At 35.3% G+C, this 20591-nt stretch carries 16 protein-coding genes; 2 read left to right on the top strand and 14 right to left on the bottom strand.

Annotated features, from left to right (window positions below):
- Nucleotides 1-67: 67 nt before the first annotated feature.
- Nucleotides 68-1456 (bottom strand): dihydrolipoyl dehydrogenase, encoded by a 1389-nt coding sequence (gene lpdA / locus ACTJIP_RS01615; protein WP_077418621.1) that lies wholly within the window; start codon nucleotides 1454-1456, stop codon nucleotides 68-70.
- A 227-nt stretch (nucleotides 1457-1683) separates the two neighbouring features.
- Nucleotides 1684-1947, bottom strand: coding sequence for a hypothetical protein (locus ACTJIP_RS01620; RefSeq protein ID WP_440704032.1), 264 nt, complete (start codon nucleotides 1945-1947; stop codon nucleotides 1684-1686).
- Between the two features lie 198 nt (nucleotides 1948-2145).
- On the opposite strand from ACTJIP_RS01620, the gene ACTJIP_RS01625 reads away from it, so the two are divergent.
- Both ACTJIP_RS01625 and ACTJIP_RS01630 read left to right on the top strand, forming a co-directional pair.
- On the top strand, nucleotides 2146-2532 hold the full coding sequence (locus tag ACTJIP_RS01625) for a hypothetical protein (RefSeq protein WP_077418619.1): 387 nt from the start codon (nucleotides 2146-2148) through the stop codon (nucleotides 2530-2532).
- Between the two features lie 122 nt (nucleotides 2533-2654).
- Nucleotides 2655-3536 (top strand): hypothetical protein, encoded by an 882-nt coding sequence (locus ACTJIP_RS01630; RefSeq protein ID WP_440704033.1) that lies wholly within the window; start codon nucleotides 2655-2657, stop codon nucleotides 3534-3536.
- Between the two features lie 67 nt (nucleotides 3537-3603).
- Here the strand turns inward: ACTJIP_RS01630 and ACTJIP_RS01635 are convergent, their stop codons facing one another.
- From ACTJIP_RS01635 to ACTJIP_RS01690, 12 genes are all read right to left on the bottom strand, one after another.
- On the bottom strand, nucleotides 3604-6228 hold the full coding sequence (locus ACTJIP_RS01635; protein WP_440704034.1) for a glycoside hydrolase family 3 N-terminal domain-containing protein: 2625 nt from the start codon (nucleotides 6226-6228) through the stop codon (nucleotides 3604-3606).
- A gap of 297 nt (nucleotides 6229-6525) precedes the next feature.
- A complete protein-coding gene (locus tag ACTJIP_RS01640; protein ID WP_440704035.1) occupies nucleotides 6526-7968 on the bottom strand; it encodes an alpha-L-fucosidase in 1443 nt (480 codons plus the stop codon).
- A gap of 50 nt (nucleotides 7969-8018) precedes the next feature.
- Nucleotides 8019-8918, bottom strand: a complete 900-nt coding sequence (locus tag ACTJIP_RS01645; RefSeq protein WP_440704036.1) for a TIGR01777 family oxidoreductase — start codon at nucleotides 8916-8918, stop codon at nucleotides 8019-8021.
- Between the two features lie 410 nt (nucleotides 8919-9328).
- A complete protein-coding gene (locus ACTJIP_RS01650) occupies nucleotides 9329-10033 on the bottom strand; it encodes a YqjF family protein (protein ID WP_077418614.1) in 705 nt (234 codons plus the stop codon).
- A gap of 18 nt (nucleotides 10034-10051) precedes the next feature.
- Nucleotides 10052-10528, bottom strand: coding sequence for an SRPBCC family protein (locus tag ACTJIP_RS01655; RefSeq protein ID WP_440704037.1), 477 nt, complete (start codon nucleotides 10526-10528; stop codon nucleotides 10052-10054).
- 20 nt (nucleotides 10529-10548) lie between these two features.
- Nucleotides 10549-11373, bottom strand: a complete 825-nt coding sequence (locus ACTJIP_RS01660) for a DCC1-like thiol-disulfide oxidoreductase family protein (RefSeq protein ID WP_180564141.1) — start codon at nucleotides 11371-11373, stop codon at nucleotides 10549-10551.
- A complete protein-coding gene (locus tag ACTJIP_RS01665) occupies nucleotides 11370-11732 on the bottom strand; it encodes a hypothetical protein (RefSeq protein ID WP_077418611.1) in 363 nt (120 codons plus the stop codon). The genes ACTJIP_RS01660 and ACTJIP_RS01665 overlap by 4 nt, the downstream gene beginning before the upstream one ends.
- Nucleotides 11733-11864: 132 nt before the next feature.
- Entirely contained in the window at nucleotides 11865-12275 is a 411-nt protein-coding gene (locus ACTJIP_RS01670) for a hypothetical protein (RefSeq protein WP_077418610.1), read from the bottom strand.
- Between the two features lie 7 nt (nucleotides 12276-12282).
- Nucleotides 12283-12627: a hypothetical protein gene (locus tag ACTJIP_RS01675; protein WP_077418609.1), complete on the bottom strand. Its 345-nt coding sequence runs from the start codon at nucleotides 12625-12627 to the stop codon at nucleotides 12283-12285.
- Between the two features lie 78 nt (nucleotides 12628-12705).
- Nucleotides 12706-13209 (bottom strand): GbsR/MarR family transcriptional regulator, encoded by a 504-nt coding sequence (locus ACTJIP_RS01680; protein WP_047388136.1) that lies wholly within the window; start codon nucleotides 13207-13209, stop codon nucleotides 12706-12708.
- Nucleotides 13210-13299: 90 nt separating this feature from the next.
- On the bottom strand, nucleotides 13300-17817 hold the full coding sequence (locus ACTJIP_RS01685; protein WP_440704038.1) for a TonB-dependent receptor plug domain-containing protein: 4518 nt from the start codon (nucleotides 17815-17817) through the stop codon (nucleotides 13300-13302).
- Nucleotides 17818-17820: 3 nt separating this feature from the next.
- Nucleotides 17821-20589 carry a hypothetical protein gene (locus ACTJIP_RS01690; protein WP_440704039.1) on the bottom strand — a complete coding sequence of 923 codons (2769 nt, stop codon included), beginning with the start codon at nucleotides 20587-20589 and terminating at the stop codon, nucleotides 17821-17823.
- Nucleotides 20590-20591: the final 2 nt, after the last annotated feature.

Below are 20591 nucleotides of genomic sequence, written 5' to 3' on the forward strand. Positions count from 1 at the left end.
AATGTATTTCAACGAAAAAGCCCGGATATCTCCGGGCTTTTATATATTGATTTCTGTATATTTCAGATTAAATGTGAATCACTTCACCGTAAGCAGCAGCAGCAGCTTCCATAATTGCTTCAGAAACTGTTGGGTGCGGGTGAATAGACTTGATGATCTCGTGACCTGTAGTTTCCAGTTTTCTAGCTACCACAGCTTCAGCCACCATATCCGTTACTCCTTCACCAATCATGTGGCATCCTAACCATTCACCATATTTAGCATCGAAGATTACTTTGATAAACCCGTCTGTGTTTCCGTTTGCAGTAGCTTTACCACTTGCAGAAAGAGGGAATTTACCAACTTTGATTTCGTATCCTTTTTCTTTAGCCTGCTTTTCAGTAAGACCTACAGAAGCTACTTCAGGGTGACAGTAAGTACATCCAGGAATATTGCCATAGTCGATTTTTTCAACGTGCATACCTTTGATTTTCTCAACACAAGTGATTCCTTCTGCAGAAGCAACGTGAGCCAAAGCCTGAGTTGGGATAATATCTCCGATTGCATAGTAACCTGGTACTGAAGTTTCGTACCATTCGTTTACCAATACTCTTCCTTTATCTGTCTGGATACCTATTTCTTCTAATCCGATATTCTCGATATTAGCAGCAATACCTACAGCAGATAATAAGATATCAGCTTCCAGAGTAATGTTTCCGTTAGCTGTTTTAACAGTAGCTTTTACTCCTTCACCACTTGTATCAACACTTTCTACAGAAGCGTTTGTCATAATCTCGATTCCTGTCTTTTTCAGAGATTTCTCTAAGTGTTTAGAGATTTCTTCATCTTCTACTGGAACGATGTTTGGCATAAATTCAACAACAGTTACTTTAGTTCCCATTGTGTTATAGAAGTCAGCAAATTCTACCCCGATAGCTCCGGAACCTACAACAATCATAGATTTCGGCTGCTCAGGAAGAGATAACGCCTGTCTGTATCCGATTACTTTTTTACCATCCTGTGGTAAGTTTGGTAATTCTCTTGAACGAGCTCCTGTAGCGATGATAATGTGGTTAGCTGAATATTCAGTTACTTTACCCTCTTTATCTGTCACAGAAACTTTTTTACCTTTCTGTACTTTTGCAGTACCAAGAATTACGTCAATCTTATTCTTTTTCATCAAGAATTCGATTCCTTTGCTCATTTTGCTGGCAACACCACGGCTTCTCTGAATTACATTCGGGAATTCAAAGCTAGCCTCCACTTTATTCAAACCATAATCTTCAGCATGGTTGATATAATGAAAAACCTGAGCAGATTTCAATAAAGCTTTAGTTGGAATACATCCCCAGTTAAGGCAGATTCCTCCTAAATTTTCTTTCTCGATAATTGCGGTTTTGAAACCTAATTGCGCTGCTCTGATCGCAGTAACATATCCACCAGGACCACTTCCAATGACAATAATATCGTAATTCATTACTTTAAAAATTTTTATGCGAATTTAAGGAAAAATATTGGATGTTTGATGTTTCTGTAAACCGATCTTAAAATGCATCAATAAAGCTATTTTCATTCAATTTTAAACAAATAAAGAGGATACAAACGCATCCTCTTTCAATAAATTTTATTTTATATTGAAAACTTCTCAAAATTTAAAATATAAAAAACGGCTTTTTTTATTTTAATAACCGCAAAAATTCTGTATTATTTAGCCTGTCTAAGTAATCGTTTTTCAGTCGCATATCTTTGATTTAAGGCTTTCATCTGATCCCTTTTCATCTGTTTGGTAGCAAGCGGATGATTAAGAATGAGCTTTTTCTCAGTATTATATTTTTTGGTGAGCTCTTGCATTTTAATATTAACCAATTCCGTTTTTGATGGATGTGGAGGAGCTGGTGGACGTTTCTGGGCAGAAACATTCATTGATAAACCTAATAATAATAGTGTTGAAATTAAAAACTTTTTCATGATGTTCATATTTTTGAATGACTTCAATAAATTTTATAATTTTCATTAAATTCATTCCGGTTCGTTATAAATCTTGCATATATCATACCAATATTTTTTTGGAAAGTAAAACCCACACTGCAAAATTATTGGCTCATTTGAAATAATGGCTGTTAATAACGGCCTATTTTTCATACATTTATTTTTTAATAAGCACCTATGAAAACGTCTGTAAAAAAGGGCAATCTAACCAAAGACAGTATCTGGATGAAAGAACCTGAAGTCCACGATTTTCCTGCAGCACAGGATTATCTGGAACTGCTTTTTGAACCGGATAAAGCCAGAAAAATGGTTGAAAAATTAAAGGCAGCCCCTACCATTACAAAAAAATCGAAAGATATTTTAAGAGCCAGCAAGCTTGCCCTTCTTCCTGAAACCAATATTCATGTAAAAGAAAACCTGAAAAAAGTAGAAAAAAATAAAAAACTTTCGCCCATACTTTTGGTAAGAGGTGAAAATGAACTGATTATTGCAGATGGTTACCACCGCCTTTGCTGCAGCTATTATCTTACCGAAGATCTGGAAGTCCCGTGTAGGCTGGTTTAATATTTCTCAACAGTTATTACATTCTTAAATAGTGATTTATTTAAAAATATATAATTTATTAAGTTTTATTTAATTTTTAGTTATTTTTTTTCTATATTTGATCGAAACCAAATTTCCAACACATGAAAAAATACATTTTGATCCTTTTATTTGGAACCCTTCCCTTAACTGCACAAGTAGGTATTAATACTACAACTCCTAACAGCACACTTGCTGTAAATGGTTCCTTGAGGGCTGGCTATAGTGAAGTCACCGCCACTGCTTATAATATTCTGACTACTGATCATTATATTACTTATAATGGAACAGCCGATGCCACATTTACCCTTCCTGTCATCGGAACCGGAACAACGAGTTTTACGGGGAGAATTTATAAGATCAAAAACATTTCGCCGAATAATATCACACTTCAGGCTTCCAGCGGTAATACCCTAAGAATTGACAACACTCCTGTTGCTTCTTTTGTGATTCCAATCGGTGCCTATGCTGAAGTTGTGAACAACAGCAATACAACTGGCGGAACATGGGATTTGTCTTTTACAGTTCTTCCTAAACCGAGCAATGTGGAAATCTATGGAACGCAAGTTCTCATTCCTCCTCATAGACTTGGAACAGCACCTGTTGCCGACTGGACTAACCATGGTAATCCTGGTTATGATACAGGAACAGCCAATGACAGATGGTGGATCATTAGCAAAACATCAGTAGATAATGCTCACACGTCACTCTATTCCAATGCCAGCAGAATGACCTTGGTTTATGAATATCAGGGTACTCCGTTCAACGTTACCAATATGTATCCAATCCTTACAGCAGGAAATAATTCAAGTTTCCCGGATGTATTTACAGCATCTTTTGTAAGCCTTGCCAATAACGGTACTGCCGGAAGAACAAGACTTACTGTATCTGTAGCCCGTATAGATTTCATTGGAAATAACGGATCTAATAACAGTAACTGGACAGGAACATTCTTACTGAACGTTCTACTAGCCCGAAAATACTAGATATCTTCAAAAAATTAAAAAAACAAAAAGAGCAGGAATTTCTGCTCTTTTTGTTTTTTAATTTAATCTACAAAACTTCAATATTTTGTTTTAATGGCAGGTTCTTGGATGAATTGCCAACCATAATTCTGTAAGTTCCTTTTTCTACAACCCATTCCATTTTTTCATTCAGGAACTGTAATTGCTTTATGGGAACTTCAATGGTGATAGATTTTGATTCTCCGGGCTTCAATTCTACTTTCTGAAATCCTTTAAGCTCAATCACCGGTCTGGAAACAGTTGCCAATAAATCTTTTACATAGAGCTGAACAACTTCGCTTCCTGCTTTTGCTCCTGTATTTTTTACATTGACTTTAGCAATAATAGTTTCATTTTCTGAATATTGGGTTTTGTTCAGCTGTAAACCGGAGATTTCAAAGGTGGTATAACTTAAACCAAAACCAAACGGATACAATGGCTCACCACTCAGGTCATAATAATCATTTCCTCTTCCCGTTGGATGGTGATTATACGTCAGAGGCAGCTGACCTTCTTCAACCGGAAAAGTGATGGGCAGTTTCCCTGATGGATTTTCTGCACCAAAAAGAGTTTTTGCCACAGCATTTCCTCCTTCTTCTCCCGGATACCAAACATCTAAAATAGCACCTACTTTATCTTTCCAGACAGTTGTTTTTATAGCAGATCCACCTACTAAAACTACTGTTAGCGGTTTTTTCAATTTTGAAACTTCATGAATAAATGATTCCTGATTTCCGGGTAAACTCAGTGAAGAACGGTCCTGAAATTCGCCTTCATGAATGCCGGCAGTAACAATGATATAGTCTGCATTCTGAGCAAGATCTAAAGCTTCTTCATACTCTTTCCGGTACTTATGAAGTCCATAGTTCCAGATCAGCTCAAGGTTTGCTTCTCCCCGATTTTCATGAAACTCAATGGTAATGTCATATTTTTCACCTTTTACGAAATCTAGATCAACCATTTTGGTGGAATAGCTTAGTTTTTCCCATTGGTCAATGATTAATATTCCATCAAGGTATAATCTGAAGCCGTCATTTCCGCGCAATCCTAACTGATACTTTCCTGAATCCGGTGCTTCCAGTTTTCCTGTCCAGCGGATGCTGTAATGATCAGGTTGAAGTTTTTGAGGATCGGGTGAGTATAAAGTCCATTTAAAATTGAGCTGTTCATCCTGTTTTTCAAAAGCCGGATTTCCTTTTAAATTGGCATTAGAGAAATAGGTCCCTTTTAATCCTTTTTTGTTTTCGGAGGATAAATATTCATTGGAAATTGTAGTAAAATCCTTTACATTCCAATCAATCCCTTTTGAATAAACGACTTCAATATTTTTATCTCTGGTATAATTTTTAATTCCGTCAACAATATTAATCTTTTTGTTTCCAGGCCCTGAATAACCGCCTAATCTGGCATCAACAGCATCTGTTCCTACCACCAGAATTCTTTTTACATTTCCGGGAACAGGAAGGGTCTGATTATTATTCTGGAGCAAAACGAAAGACTCTGCAGCCGTTTTTTCTGCCAGCGGTTTATGATTCAGTTTTTTTAATTCTTCAATTTCTTTGACTGAAACATAAGGGTTTTCGAATAATCCAAGCTCAAATTTAGCTCTCAATACTCTTGCAACAGCATCATCAATTCTTTCTTTTGAGATTCTTCCATCCAAAAACGGAGGAATAAAAAGCTCATAATGTTTATATTCTGTCTGAAAAATCACATCCAGCCCTGCATTGATGGCCTGTGCGGAAGCATCATCATAATCTTTTGCTGTAAAATGCAAGACATTTGCGCCTCCTACCGCACTTGCATCACTGATGACGAAGCCCTTGAAATTCCAGTCTTTTTTTAACTTTTCTGTTAACAGCCAATGATTAGCGGTTGAAGGTCTTCCATCAAGAAGATTATAAGAGGTCATTACTGAACGGCTTTTTCCTTTTGTAAAAGCATTGTGAAAAGGTATTAAATGTGTTTCCTCAAGGTATCTTTTGCTCCAATGAATCGGATATGAATCTCTTCCACCTTCTCCTACGTTGGCAAGAAAATGCTTCGGAGTAGTAATGATTCCCATATTTTCAAATGAACTGACAAAACTAACTCCCATTACTGAGGTCAGAAAGGGATCTTCACCGTAAGTTTCCTCTGTTCTGCCCCATCTCACGTCACCTGCCAGATTTACTACAGGGGTCAGAATCTGACGGATTCCTCTCAATTTGGATTCTTTTGCAATCGCTGTTGAAACCTTGTTCATCAACTCCGGGTTGAAAGTGGCTGCCAAACCGATGGCCTGAGGAAAAGCGGTAGCTCCTTCTCTTACCAATCCGTGTAATGCTTCGTCAAAGGGAATAATCGGGATTCCTAATCTTGATTCTTCTACAAAATACTTCTGAATAGCATTGATTTTTTTCACCAATCTTTCGGCATCTTCATTGGCGTTATATTTCAACAACTGCCCTGCAGCGCCGCCTCCCTGGTTTCCAGCACTTACCTGCAATCCAAAAATCCCATGAGAATATTGTCCCTTTGGGACGTTATCCAAATCTCCGGGAATCATAAAACACTGCCAGAATTTTTCTTCAGGGGTCATTCTCTTCAGCAGATCCTGAACTCTGGTTTCAATGGATTGTTTTGGGTCTTTATATAAGGGTTTTTGAGCAGAGAGAAATACTGAACTCAACAAGAAAATTCCTATAATTTTAAATCGAAGTTTAAAACACATCTCAAGAATAATTTAGTTTAAAATTTGTTCTTTTACCTTGAAGCAAAAGAACCAAAAGTTCAAGACTTGGAACTCTCCGCTAAAAATAGAATCTGCTCTCTAAAAATTCTAAAACTCGTGTGAATTTAATGTTAGTTTTCCTGTTCAACAGTTGTCTCGCACTCAAACACTAGAATTTTCTTAACGTTCACAGACTATATTTTCTTAATGCTTCGATTTCCTATGTCACTTTAATATAAAAATAAGTCACTAATTCAACTATTGCGTTATTTGAATTACAGTTGAATATTCTAACTTATTTCTTTCTTTAGGTAAATTAATTTCAATTGAATTTCCTAATTTTTTCCATTGAATTTTGTTTGACAATCCTAAAACTTTCAAAGATTTTGGTTTAAAATTATCAGGAATTGTAAAACTTAATGTTGATGGAGCCTTATATTCTGATTTTTCATCAAGATGGAAAACATTTACCGTATGATGGTCTTTGCTTTGGGTATAATAATAATCTCCTTCGTGATAGGGAGCAATGCTTCTTGTAGCAAAAACAGCAGACTGATTTTTGTTCATCCAGCCGGAAATCTGCTGTAATCTTTCATACACTATGGGGTCATAATCACCATTAGGTCCGGGAGCGATATTCATCAGGTAATTTCCTCCTCTGGAAATGATTTTCACCAAGGTTTCAATAATCTTTTGGGAGGTTTTATAGTTGTCATTGGGAACATAGGAAAAGGAATCTCCCATGGTGATACAGCTTTCCCAAGGGATGGGAAGAGCATGTTCCGGAACCGCCTGCTCTGGTGTAACATAATTTTCCCATTTTCCGGGAAGGGTACGGTCTACAATAATAATTCCCGGCTGATTTTTCCTGGCCATTGTTCCTATTTTATCCATATCAATATCCTGCTCTACTTTGATGGTGCGCTGCCATTCAACTTTCGGATCAATGGTATGAAAAGGACGTACCCAGCCTCCATCCAGCCAGAGTATATCAATTTTACCATAATCGGATGTGATTTCGTTCAGCTGATTGAAGGTGAATTTTTTAAAACTCTCCCATCTTTCCGGATATTTTTTAGGGTCATAATTTACATTTCTGTCTTTCGGCGGAAAGTAAGGCCACCAGTAATCATCGGAATGCCAGTCAGGTTTTGAAAAGTATGCTCCAATTTTGAATCCCTCTTTTCTGAAGGTATTGAAGATTTCTTTCGTCACATCTGATTTTGGATTTTTTGAAAAAGGAGTTTTAGGAGAAGTGATTTTATAATCTGAATGCTGGGTGCCAAACATCGCAAAACCATCATGATGCTTCGTGGTAAAAACCACATATTTCATTCCAGCTTTTTTTACTGCATCAGCCCATTTTTGAGGATTAAACTGAGTGGGATTAAAAGTTGTCTGAAGGTTTTCATAATTCTTTACATATTCGTCATAAGATTTCCCATGCTCAGGTTTTCTCTGCGTCCAAGATTCGTCTTCAGGGCATAAGCTCCAGCTTTCAACAATTCCCCACTGGCTGTAGGTTCCCCAATGCATAAACAGTCCGAATTTCATATCCTGCCACTGGTCCAGATTCTGAACAACAAGAGGGTCTGTGGGTTTCTGATATCCGTCAGACACATTATGAGCCTGTGAAAATACTACTGAACTTATTAAAAAAGATGAAAGGAAAAAAGGTTTTAATTTGGGTATAACCAACATATGGAATAGTTTTCCGCTAATTTAATTATCCTTTGGGAGATCCGCAAACATTAGGATTCCAAGAGATTAAGAATAGCTTCGTCAAATCCGGAAAATGAAAACTGAAATCCATTTTTTATCAATCTTTCTGGGTACACATTACGGCTTTTTAAGAGTAATTCGGTTTCTGTATTCAGGAATACAGATGCAATTTCCAGCTGCCAGACAGGAGTATTGAGTCCAAAAGGAACATTCAGTTTTTTTCTCAATTTTTTCATCATATTTTCATTGGAAACCGGTGCAGGAGCGGTTATATTGATCGTTCCTGACATATTCTCATGCTGAATAATCCAGTCTACCGCTTTACAAAAATCATCAATATGAATCCAGCTTACCATCTGATTTCCACGTCCCTGTTTTCCTCCCAAGCCCAATTTTGTAACCATTTTCAGTTTTGGGAAAGCTCCACCATTATTCCCCAAAACAATTGATGTGCGGAGGGCAGCTTTTCGTATTCCTTCATTTTTGACTGCAAAGAATTCTTTCTCCCAGCTTTTGCAGATATTCATTGAAAAATCATCTCCTATAATTCCGTTTTCTTCTGTATTGAGATGTTTTTCAGAATGAACGTAAATGGTAGCAGAACTAGCATTCAGCCACACTTTTGGTATTTCAGAACATTGATCTACTGCTCTTTGCAATATTCTTGTACTATCAATTCTTGAAGAATAGATTTCCTGTTTATTTTTCTCATGATAACGACAGTCTACAGATTTTCCTGTAAGATTGATCAGAACATCTGCTTTTTCCAAAGTGTTTTTCCATTCACCCAATGTTCTGGCATCCCAGTAAATTTCGTTTTTACGTTGAGGATTACGGGTCAGGATATAGACTTGGTTTCCTTTTTCCGTAAAGTATTTCTCCAGATTTTCACCAAGAAATCCGGTGCCTCCGGCTATGATTATTTTCATTGTTTTAAAATTTTGAAGATTTGAATGAATATCTTTGATTTAATTCTTCCATATTCTGAAGCCTTTCCAAATTAAAAAAATCAGCAATCCTGCTATAACCAGATTTTCAATTTGTAAAACAGTAATCAGATATCTTGACCTACTAGTATTGATACTTCTCTGAAATAAAAAAAACAGAATGACAAAAGAAAAATTTAAAATAGCACTGCATACAGTCTTAATTTGATAACGACGAAGGATTATATTCATGACAATCAATAACAGAATAGGCAATAGAGTCGATGCTAACAATGCAAGTAGTATTATATATCCTAAATCGGGAAACAGTCCAGTCATAGTTATTATCGTAAAGATTATTGTCTTATTAATTTTTTATCAGATTTTCATAGATACTTTAATCTCATTATTTTTTAGCTGATACATTTTTTGGTTTTGACTTGAATTTGTGAGCCTTCGGCCAACATTACGGAAAGAGGTTTCTGATGATTCAAACATTCAAAATTATTTCCGTAGATCTTTTGAAAGTCAATATCCACATGATGCTCTTTTACGGTGTAACAATCCCATTTTGGATGGCATACTTCATATTCGGTGGTTGTATTTTCCTTTTTTGTAAAGCCAAAATAATGTTCTGTGATAAATTCAAACTCTGAGTTTTCTTCCATAAGTTTTGCCGTACGATCAGCCATAATTTCAATAGAATGCCAGCTTTTATCTTTCCATGAATACCGGATCAGCAGTTCGTCCCCACTTTCATGAATCTGGTTTTTCATTGGCATTGTGTAATAATTTTCTTTGTACAAAGTATTGGCGACAAAGCTCAATGCAGGTTTGGGAACAATTTCTTTGATAAATACCACACCTCTTTTCCAGACTCCTTTTTCTTTTTTCTTTACATAAAATCTTAGGTTCACTTCCTCAAAATTCCGGTGAAAAGGAATGGGTAATCCCAGCAGTTTTGTATTTAAAAACATGAATCCTACTAAGCTTACATAATATCTGCCTCTGTAAAAATCGAGTTCTGTACCTTTAGGTAAATAAGGCAATAAGATTTCAGGATCTATTTCGTAATTGATGATGGCCAGCTTCCGCCATTCTGCTTTTAAAAAATTCATAATACTGTGTTCTTTAGGTTAAAAAATGGCTATTCCGTCATGGGTGGAAGATTCTGCAATGGTTTTGATCATCTCATTTCTTTTGAGCAGAAAATCCTTGAGATATCCTGTAAGAAAAATGGCATTAAACAATTTCCCTATGATTCCCAGTGGAGATTCAAATTCAAAAATATCGGTCATTAATGTTTTTCCGTTTACAGATTTAAAGGTATGTCTGTGTCGCATAGATTTGAAGGCTCCTTTCTGCATAACATCAATGAACTGAACCGGTTTCTCCATACTGACAATTTTTTTGGTAAGGTTCTGATAAATTCCCAGATGTTTTGCCCGCCAGGTTACGGTTTCGTTTTCTTCAATCAATCCTGAAGTACGTCCTGCAATTGCTTTTTCATGAGATACTGAGGTTGACTGCTGGTGCAGATCAATGTTTCTTGCCAGATCAAAAACATAGTGAATATCTGCATTGATTACGGTGTTTAAATAGATGGTTGACATTTTCAGAGGTGTTAAGTTTGTTAAATTTTAAATTCAATGGTTGTCAGAATGATAACGACCAACGCAGTGATTCTGAATACTATCCAGGAAATGGTAGGGAGAAAGTTTAGTTTTAGTATTCTGCATCTTCTTATATGTTCCAGAAGCATGATCAATACTACAATTCCAAAGTATATCAGATAAAAAACAGGGGTGAAATCGATCATCAGCGCAGGAATTAAAAGTAAGGTTCCAATTAAAGAAACAGTCATCATATTTCCGAGATAATCCCAGATTTTATCTTTGAGATAAGTTTTTAAAAAGAGGATCTGCCAAACGAGCTGACCAAGGCAAACTGTAAATTCTCTCAGGAAATTTCGTTCTAAATCAAAATTCAGCTTTACGGAAAATTCACTTAGGATATATGCTGAAAAAATAACAACAAAACTGATGTAGGCCATTCTGTATTTCAGGTTAAAATCCGGGATACATGATTGTTCTGTACCGTCATTTTGGGAAGGGATAATCTGTTTTCTATTGTAAGAAATGAAGGAATACAGCTTTTGAAAAAACCAATACAGAGGTTGTATTCGAGCAATTTTTTCCAACAATGGCAAAGAGTTTCCAATGATGAGAAGCAGACTGTCCAGCCCGTAAACGACTTCATTTTTGTCGTGATCTACCAGAGCAATTTCATTTTTCGCACGATTGAAATCGATTAGGTTTTTATTTCTAACAGAAAGTTCTGTAAATGCTTCTCTTCCATCTTCATCCAGCATTCCACATTTTGTGAAACCTTTGGAATAGAGATTACACATCGGGCATTGATTGTCGTAGATTAATGTGTGGTTTTTGAGCGTTTTCATAATTGTGATTTATAAGGTTCATAAGTATTATAGCAATCATAAACATATGCTGCTGCCATCACGGGACTGTATAAAAGAGCAGCCATTAAAACATATCCAAAAAAATCATTGATATGTTTTTCTGTAAACAAAATCAGTACAATAATCCAAACCGGTAGTATTACAATCCTATACGCGATATACAATGCTGATTTTTTTGTTCTAAGAAATAGTTTGACCAGAAAGCTTATCAATTGAGGGATTCCTACTATAAAATAAAACAGAACAAATCCCGACAAACCACCAAATATAAAAGCCTGAGGCCCTATTATTATAAAAAACAGCTGAATGTAATAATCATATTTTGCAAATGTTTTCATGGCAATGACTGTTTAAAGTGATCCTTTTCTTCTGAAATAAATAATCAGAAATAAGTGAACGATTAAATTTTTCATACTTATTGTTAATTTTATATTTTCAGTAATTTTTGAAATATAATTCCAAATAAAAAATTAATTTCTTTCAAGATCAGCATTTCTTTCACTTACTACTTTTTCTTTGTTCAATGCGTGCTTACGTCCTTTCAGGAATAACAATAGATTCAAAAGCATCATTATTCCTAAATAAATTGAAAATCCTCCTATTTTTTTGCTCAGCGCAACGACCAGCCTTTCTATGGTTTCAATTTGAAAAAATTCAATGATGCATAGAGCAAAACCTATATTTAAAAGGTAAAACCCAATTTTAAATAATGAATTTGTTGCCATTGCAATGTCTTTTTTCTGGTGAAAAATATCAATCATGAATGTTTTTGAATTTTTAAACAAAAATTGGGATACCAATACTGTAAGGGTAATTACAATAGGTAAATAGATCATGTACGCAGAAAAATTATACGTTGTGGTTAAAACTGTAGTTGTCATAATAGTATTATTTTAATGTTAATTTATTTCTCAGGAAGTAAAGGATAAAAATGTTCATATAATGCAGCATAGAAAGGATTAAAATGATACTTCCAACTCTCGTAGCAGTAATGGTTATCATTTCTTCGAGACTGCTTATTTTGTTCCATATTGTAAGGTTTATTGCGATAAAACCAAGATTCACGAGATAATAACAGCCAAGAAGTATCCTGTTAATTGTCAGGCAAAGACCTTCATCATGAAGTAAGTATTTCAAATAGGCTTTTCCTTCATGGTAACATCTTCTTCCTACATCAATTGTGACATAAGAACTGATACTTAAGAAAATTATATAAGAAACAATATTAAACATTTTATAAATTTTATATTTTCAGTAATTTTTGAAAATCAAATTGAAATAAAAAAGGATTTTAACCCTTTTTCAATTTTTCTATTTCAACAGATTGGTAATCTTTCCTACCAGCCAGTGATCATCGCTTTTTATCGCCAGATCCATAATATTATTTATTTTTCCGGTTACAGAACTGAAATCATTCATCAGTTTGATAAATTCCTGAGCTTCTTCTGAGTCTTTATCTTCAATATTTTTTAATTCTTCAAGAAAAGAAATTACAGGCTCAATTTCTCTTTTTCTGCGTTCTTTGGTAATCTGTTTGAAAAGGTACCACACATCTTTTTCTGCCACGAAATATTCTTTACGGTCTCCTTTCACAAATTCTTTTTTCACAATTCCCCAGTCTATCAGGGCGCGAAGATTCATATTGGCATTTCCTCTTGAAATTTCCAGCTGTTCCATTACCTCATCAGTAGAAAGGGGTCTGCCGCTAGCCAAAAGCAATGCATGTACCTGTGCCATCGTACGGTTGATTCCCCAATTGGTGGCAAAGGTTCCCCAGGTCTGAATGTATTTTTCTTTTGCTTCTGAAAGTTGCATTTTATTTTCCTTTTAGATTTCTGAAACAAATGTAATTATATTTTTTGAATTTTCAATAATTTTTGAAAATTAATTTATAAAAAATTAAGGTTAAGGCTCAATAACAGCCGTTATCCCCTGATTCCAATGCTTTGCTTCCGGCATATAATAGAGATACACATTGCTTGATTTACCAGTATAAATTCCTGCAAATTCCACTTTGAGATCCAGATTGATGGTTTTTGTTTCCTCTGCATTGAAATGTTCCCAGTAAAGTACCAGATAATTGTCAAAGATTTCATAGTAAGAAATCTGTTTTTTATCAATCAGATCTTTCAGCAAGGCATTTTGTAGGGTCAGGCCTGCAGGAATACCGATCTTCGCTATAGTCATTGGCAGCTGGCCGTTGATTTTATTTTTAACGGTAACCGTCATTCTGTTGGTCTCACCTACTTTGGATACCGCAGATTTTAGTTTTGTTTCCATTATAACGGGAATATCTTTGCTTTCCGGGGCCTGAAGTGTATAATACTGATATTCTAATTGATAAGGCAGTCCATTTTTGGTTGGATAATGAATACTGATCTTATTTTCTCCGGCCTTATATGCTGATGAAAGACTGATATTAGGATAAGTAACTGCTTTATTGATGGTGATAACCGGTCTTTCAGCTCCATATAACTGTCCATTTTTAGAGAAAAACTCGGACAAAGCCTGTATGGCCAGCGTTGTTGCCTGGGTAGAACCGAACCCGAAATATCCATTGAAATTAATAAGCTGATCAGCAGCTTCTGCAATCTTCAACTGATTCAGTTTTTCATCTTTCTGAAGTGCCATGATATATAATGAAAGGGTTTCCGCATCTGCAGACAATCCCCATGAACCTGTAAAAGTGATTTTAGATTTTATATTTTTCGTTTCATATTGTTGGTCCAGAAGCTTTATCAGATGATCATACTCCTGTTGTTTTCCCAGATGAGCGGCAGCATTGGCAAGCAAAGCAAGCTGATAAGAATCTTTTGTGACTAAAGCTCTTTTCATCATTATAGCAAAGGTGTCTTCTATTTCATTTTTAAAACCCAGTTTGGATAAAGCATATACCACATACATATTTCTTGACCAGGAATATTCGGAGAAATCTTTTCTTAATTCATAGGGTTTTCTTACTTCAAATAATCCATTTGCATTCTTTTGGGATAAAATAAATGAGGAAAGTCCCTGAATAAGCTTGGAATCCGGGTTTACATATTTTTTTAAATCCGTAAATTCCAGTAACGCAAATGCAGAAAGTGCCACATCTGATTCTCCGCTGCTGAAATATCCGAAACCTCCGTCTCTGTTTTTATAACTCAACATTTTCTGAAACCCTTTTTTCAGGTTTTTAATCACCATATTCTCCGTTGCAGTATCTATTTTTTTCTCTGATTTTAAATAATCCAGAATAAAAATGTTTGGGTAGACTGTTGAGGAAAGCTGTTCAAAGCAGCCATGAGGCTCTCTCTTCAGTTGTTCAATATCTGCAAACATCTGTAAAGCAGCGTTTTCAAATACATAATATGAGGAATACAGACTTCCGTTGATATACTCCGGAATATTGATTCTGATATCTTCCGTTTTGTTATTGATGATAGAAAACTTATGTGGGAATCCTTTCTCTTCTACTTTAAACGGAAGAATCATCGTTTCCCTGAAGTCTCCGGATCTTAGGGTAAACTGAATATTGGAATCCACGATTTCATCGGTCTGTATTTTGACAAATAATCTTCCTGATTCCAATGGTTTCAGGGTAATTAAACTGTCAGAGCCGATTAGTTTTACATGATTGGGAACAATAACATCCATAGTTATTTTCCTTAGTTCCGAAGAATTATTTTTAATCACAACAGGAATCGTCATCTGATCTGTTCTTGTCAGATATTGTGGAATTTTAGCATCTATTGAGATAAGGCTCTGTGCAGCATACGTAGTTTCATCATTTCCTACAAGTCCTGATGCTGCAATACCTTCTGTCATAATTCTAAAAGTGGAGTTGGCATCCGAATTATAAAATTCCACTTTTGCTTTCCCATTTTTATCGGTTTCTACCACCGGATTCCAATAAAGCGCTTCTCTGTAATCGAAACGGTAGGATGTATTGGTGGTTTTATATTCCGGATAAGCAAATTCTCTTGATCCTGCGTATGATATAAGTCTTCCTTGTGGTAGGGTTTCAACAGCAATATAAGATTTCGGGGTAATATCAAAACTGATCTTTGAACTGCTGTTTTTGTATGAATTTACAATCACGACTCCATTCACTGCCCTGCTTCCGTAAATAGCTGTAGCGGCAGCATCTTTGAGGACGGTGATACTATTGATATCATTCGGATTTATGGTAGTATTGAAGTTTTCAACAGGAGTACCATCTACAATGAACAATGGGTTCTTATTGGTAATGGATGCTTCTCCCCGTATTCTTATCTGTGAACTGGCTCCGGACTGTCCCGCTGGTGTAATTATTAACCCGGCGACTTTTCCGCTTAGTAATGACGTTACATTAGGATTCTGAATTTCCATCGAAGACATTATTGTTGTAGAAGTAACCGCGGCTTTATCTCTTCTCAAACTGTATCCTAAAACCACAACTTCTTCAATCCTTTTATTCTGAATAGTATCAGTTTTTGACCGACCGGGTTTGCTCAATGTTTGGGTATTATTTTTGTTTTCTGTCTTTATTACTTCTTTTCTTTCAGCTTCTTTTACGATTTCTTCTACATCAATATTAGAAAGCTTCTGTTCCACTAAAGGGTTAATATCCAGATTATAAGACAATATTCTGATTTTCAACTGATGTTTAGGCTGAGAAGATCTGGCTATCATTTTATATGTATTGTCTGCGTTCAGGTCTGAAAAATAAAAACGTCCATTTTCTGCAGCGGCTTGTTTAAGAATTTTTTTATTATCCGTATTCAAAAGGAAAACATCTGCTTTCACCGGTTTTTTGTTTTCGTCTTCCACCACTCCATAAATTGTGTTTTTCTTTTCAGGAAGGTATTTGTATTTATTGGTTTTTAAAACTTCCGGGATGAGGTCGAAATATCTGTAACCGTTTGTGAGCATCACAAGATCTAAGCTTTTATCCGCTTTTTCTTCTTTTTTATCGAAATAAAACTGTGGCTTTTCAATTTTCCCTTTCAACTCAGAGTCCATCAGAAGCCAGGAAATGATATGATTCTGCTTGTCATCAGCGTATGTCCATAATTTATCATCCACTACGCTCAATCCAAGGTTGGCAGGAATAGGTCTGTTATTTTCATCAGTAGTTTCGATATCCAGCATTACTTTTTCCCGTGGCAGGTAATGTTGTTTTACAGGCTTAATTTTTATATTTAATCGATTCTCTTTATTGGTAAAAACAATACGTTCTGCAAGAGGGATATTATTCTCAAGAACGGTAAATCGGCAGATTCCTATCGGGAAGTCTTTTTCATCAATTTCAAATGAATTGCTGCCTTTTTTTAAAAGAATATCTTTAGTATACAATTCTTTTCCGCGGAAATTTCCCTTCAGGGTAATCTGTTTTTCCTGAGTTGAAATGATGGTGAAAATTATTTTTCTGTTTTCATTCTGAATATTTAAAACCAAACCTTCATCTTTTGCCGCCGGGAAATTGAAAGTTTGGTTTATATTTTCCGGCTTACTAACTTTTGCATAATAGGATTCTTCCTTTTTAGGAGTAAAACGAAAGCTTGCCATCCCGAAATTGTAGGCTGAAATTTCTTTTACCTTTTCATGATTCTGATTGTAAACAGCCAGGACAGCATCTACAGGTTTTTCAAATTCATCAAGAATTTTAAAGGCTATATTTTGTTCTATTCCATTGATAAAAGTCCCTCCTTCAGGTAAAAACTTTACATCAAGATTATTCAGAACAACCGGAATATTTCTGGAAATAGATTCTGTAAATCCATCAAAATTCACTTTAATATTCAACAGTGCATCAGATGATTTCAGAACTTCAGGGAGCTTGAAAATCAATTGATTTTTACCTTCTTTATTGGTGATGAGTTTCCCTTCTGAGACAGTTTCCCCGTTGGTCATTACCGTATAATCCGCTTCATAAAAGGGAATCGGAAGGTTGCTCAGACTTCTCATTGAAAAGTCGGCTGTTACCTCATCTCCCGGGCCATATCCTTTTTTAGGAAAATCCAGCTTCATTAATATTCTTGGGGAAACTATTTTCTGGAGGGTAATTTCTTTCTCGAAGGTATTTTTTCCTTCTTCATTCTGCATCCAGTTGGTAAAGGCTCTGATCTTATAAATTCCGCCTTTCATGTCTTCATCAAAATAGAAATACCCCTGGGCATATCCATTGGTAATTTCATATTTCATTTTTTTCAAAACGCTTCCTGCGGGATCAATAATTTCAAAATTAACAATTCTACTGTCTTCCACCGGAAGATTGTTTTTTCCTTTTACAACGTATATTTTAAAATACATTCCCTCACCAGGTTTATAAAAAACATGGTTGGTCTGAATGTACGTTTTTTCCTTTTCAAAGTCCTGAAATGAATGCTGTGCTTTCAAAGAAAAGGTTGAAAAGAATAAGCTCAGCAAGATGATATAGGGTGATATAAACTTGAAATTCATGGGTTAAAATTTGAGTGAAACAATACATCCAAATGTTTTAAAAGAGGGAAGGTTGAAAAAATCAAGTCCTCTTCCGTTATCCATATCATAAAAATTCTGATTGGGATCTGCTCCTTTACTGGCCTGCCAAAGCATTAGATTATTCACATAAAAAGTAAGTTTAAGATTCTGTTTTCCATAGTTGATTGGAAAACTGGAAGACAGTGAAATATTGCTGATTCTTATATAATCTGCCTTTTGAATATAGTTTTCTGCCACGCCAAGGTAACCATATCTGGACCACCGGTTTTCCTGTACATTCAGGTTGGGATCATAGAAATCTACAGGAATCTGGTTTCCCGTTCCATTGGCCTGCACGCCCTGAAAAACATAGTTTTTGATATTTCTGTCTTCTCCCGATTCAGAAGAACGGCCATAATAGTCAAGAACTGCCTGTGTTCCATTCCAGAGCTGTCCGCCTTTTTTCCATTCCCAATTGATATCTAAGGAAAAGTTTTTATAGGCAAAACTATGGGTAAATTTCATCACGAAATCTGGTGTAGGATCTGCGATAATTTTCATTCCTTCTGCTTTTTTGGGGAATCCAGACTCATCAATAATCAATTGCCTGTCAGCATTTCTTTCAAAATAGCTTCCCATGACAGCACCCAAAACCTGTCCTTCAGTAAGGGTTTTATAAATGTCTTTAAATCCTGAAACAGCCAGATTCTGATATCCGGGAGAGATACGGTCTACAATATCTTTATATTTGAAAAATGAGACTTTATGGGTTGTAAATATATCGTACCCAAGGCGAAGCCTGTCATAGGTAAAACTGAATTCATATCCACTGTATGTATGATCAGCTATGTTCTTTAATTTCAGTTGATTATTTTCAAAAACAGGAAATATATCATTTATATTCTTTCTGTTGAAATATTCTCCTTCCAAACTTACATTATAACCAAAGTTAAACCTAGTTCCCACTTTCCATTCTCTGGTATTGATATTGGATAAACCTTTGAAGCTTTCCACTTCCTGTACCGGGAAATATTGATTGTAGTTTTGTGCATTCAATAAAGTGGTGGCATAAGAAGCGTATGATCTTGTAATTTCCGGCTCTGAGCTTAGCTGTGTGTAACTTCCCAGTACTTTAAAACTGTAATTATACCAATCGAAAATGTTATTGAATTTCACATAGAAATTAGCTTTGGGAAGCCAATAGCTATTTTTAAGCGATGTATTCGAGATGTAGAATGAATTTCCAAGATTTAAACCTGCTTCAAAATCATAATCCCGGATATCCATATTATAATTAAAAATATGATCCTGCGAAGTTCTCTGATAGAGGTATTTCTGATTGATAAAACTGTTATAAACATCCGATTTTTTATCATTTAAAATAAAATTCAGGCTGAAAATATTTTTAAAATTATAATCTCCCAATGTATAGGAACCCAGTATATTGGAATGGTATGAACTGCTGTTTTGAGTTCTTTCATTCAATACTCCATTGCTAAAACCATAAGCAGAAGGTTTGTACTGATCAAAATTCCAGATGTTGTTACTTTCATAGGACTGGCTGATATTCAGTTTAAGATGATCCCAGTCTTTTATTATATTAAGGCTAAACCATCTTTCGCGGTTTTGATAACTATATTTGCTTTCCTGCTCAAAAAGAAATGAGGGATTGTCAGCATATTTGCTGTAACTTCTCTGAAAACCATTGTTTAGGAAAGTATGTTGTTCATTTGAAAAAGAAACGGGTGTTAACAATGAATTCTGATAAGCTTTGTTGAACAGCCCTATCCTATTGGTATTGGTGGCTTTATCTTCTTCGTAATTAAAAGCAAGATTAATGGAATATCCACTTAGTTCCGTATTAAGCTTGGCTTTAAAGGAATTGGCGATATCAAACTGATCGATAAAATACATTTGGTTTTTCTGCTGGCCAAGGTTCAATGACAAACGGATTTTTTCATTGTACCCATCTTTTATAAAAGCATTTACGTTCAACTGATTGTTGTATCCTACTGTTGTTTTAAAAATATTGTTGTCATATTTCTGCGCGCGCTGAAGACCATCAACCCAGGGGATTAATTTTCCATTCTGATCATATTCATAAGGTAATCCATTAAATCCTAATGTAGAAATATCGGGTCCGAAACTGAACATCTCATTGGTTTCAGGTCCTTTCCAGACAAGACTTCCGTTTTCTGATCTTCCCTGTACATATTTGCTTTGAGTTCCCGGAATAGCATTCCTGTTTTTAATATCTAATGATGTGGTAAAACTTCCGTTAAAAAGTAATGTTTTCCGATTGAGTCTTTTTACAATATAAACACTATCATTCCTTTGCTTTAATCTTCTTATCTGATCAAAATAAGAGTGTGATCTTTTACTTAAACAGGTCTTTGTTTTTTCAATACTGAAATCATCTTTAATTTCCTTTGAAACCAAACTGTCATATGTTTTACTGTAAATATTTTCTACATTTTTATTGCCTGTCTGACTTTCCAGAATGACTTTTAATTCCCTGAGCTCATAGGTAGAAATAACATGAGTATTCTTGCCTTGATTCCAAACGAGTGTGTCATAAGGTTTGGCAGCAATGATTGCAAATCCTTCCTCATCGGTCAGTTCATAAATACCACTGTTTTTATTATGAATCTTTAAAAAATTCTGTGTTTTGTCTTTAGGTGTTAAAAATTTTCCGGAATAGTATAATTGTGAATTTTGTGCCTGTAATACAGTAATGGTAAATGGCAGTAACAGCAGATAATTCTTTTTCATCA

The organism is Chryseobacterium sp. 22543 (assembly GCF_052044565.1).
Taxonomy (GTDB): Bacteria; Bacteroidota; Bacteroidia; order Flavobacteriales; family Weeksellaceae; genus Chryseobacterium.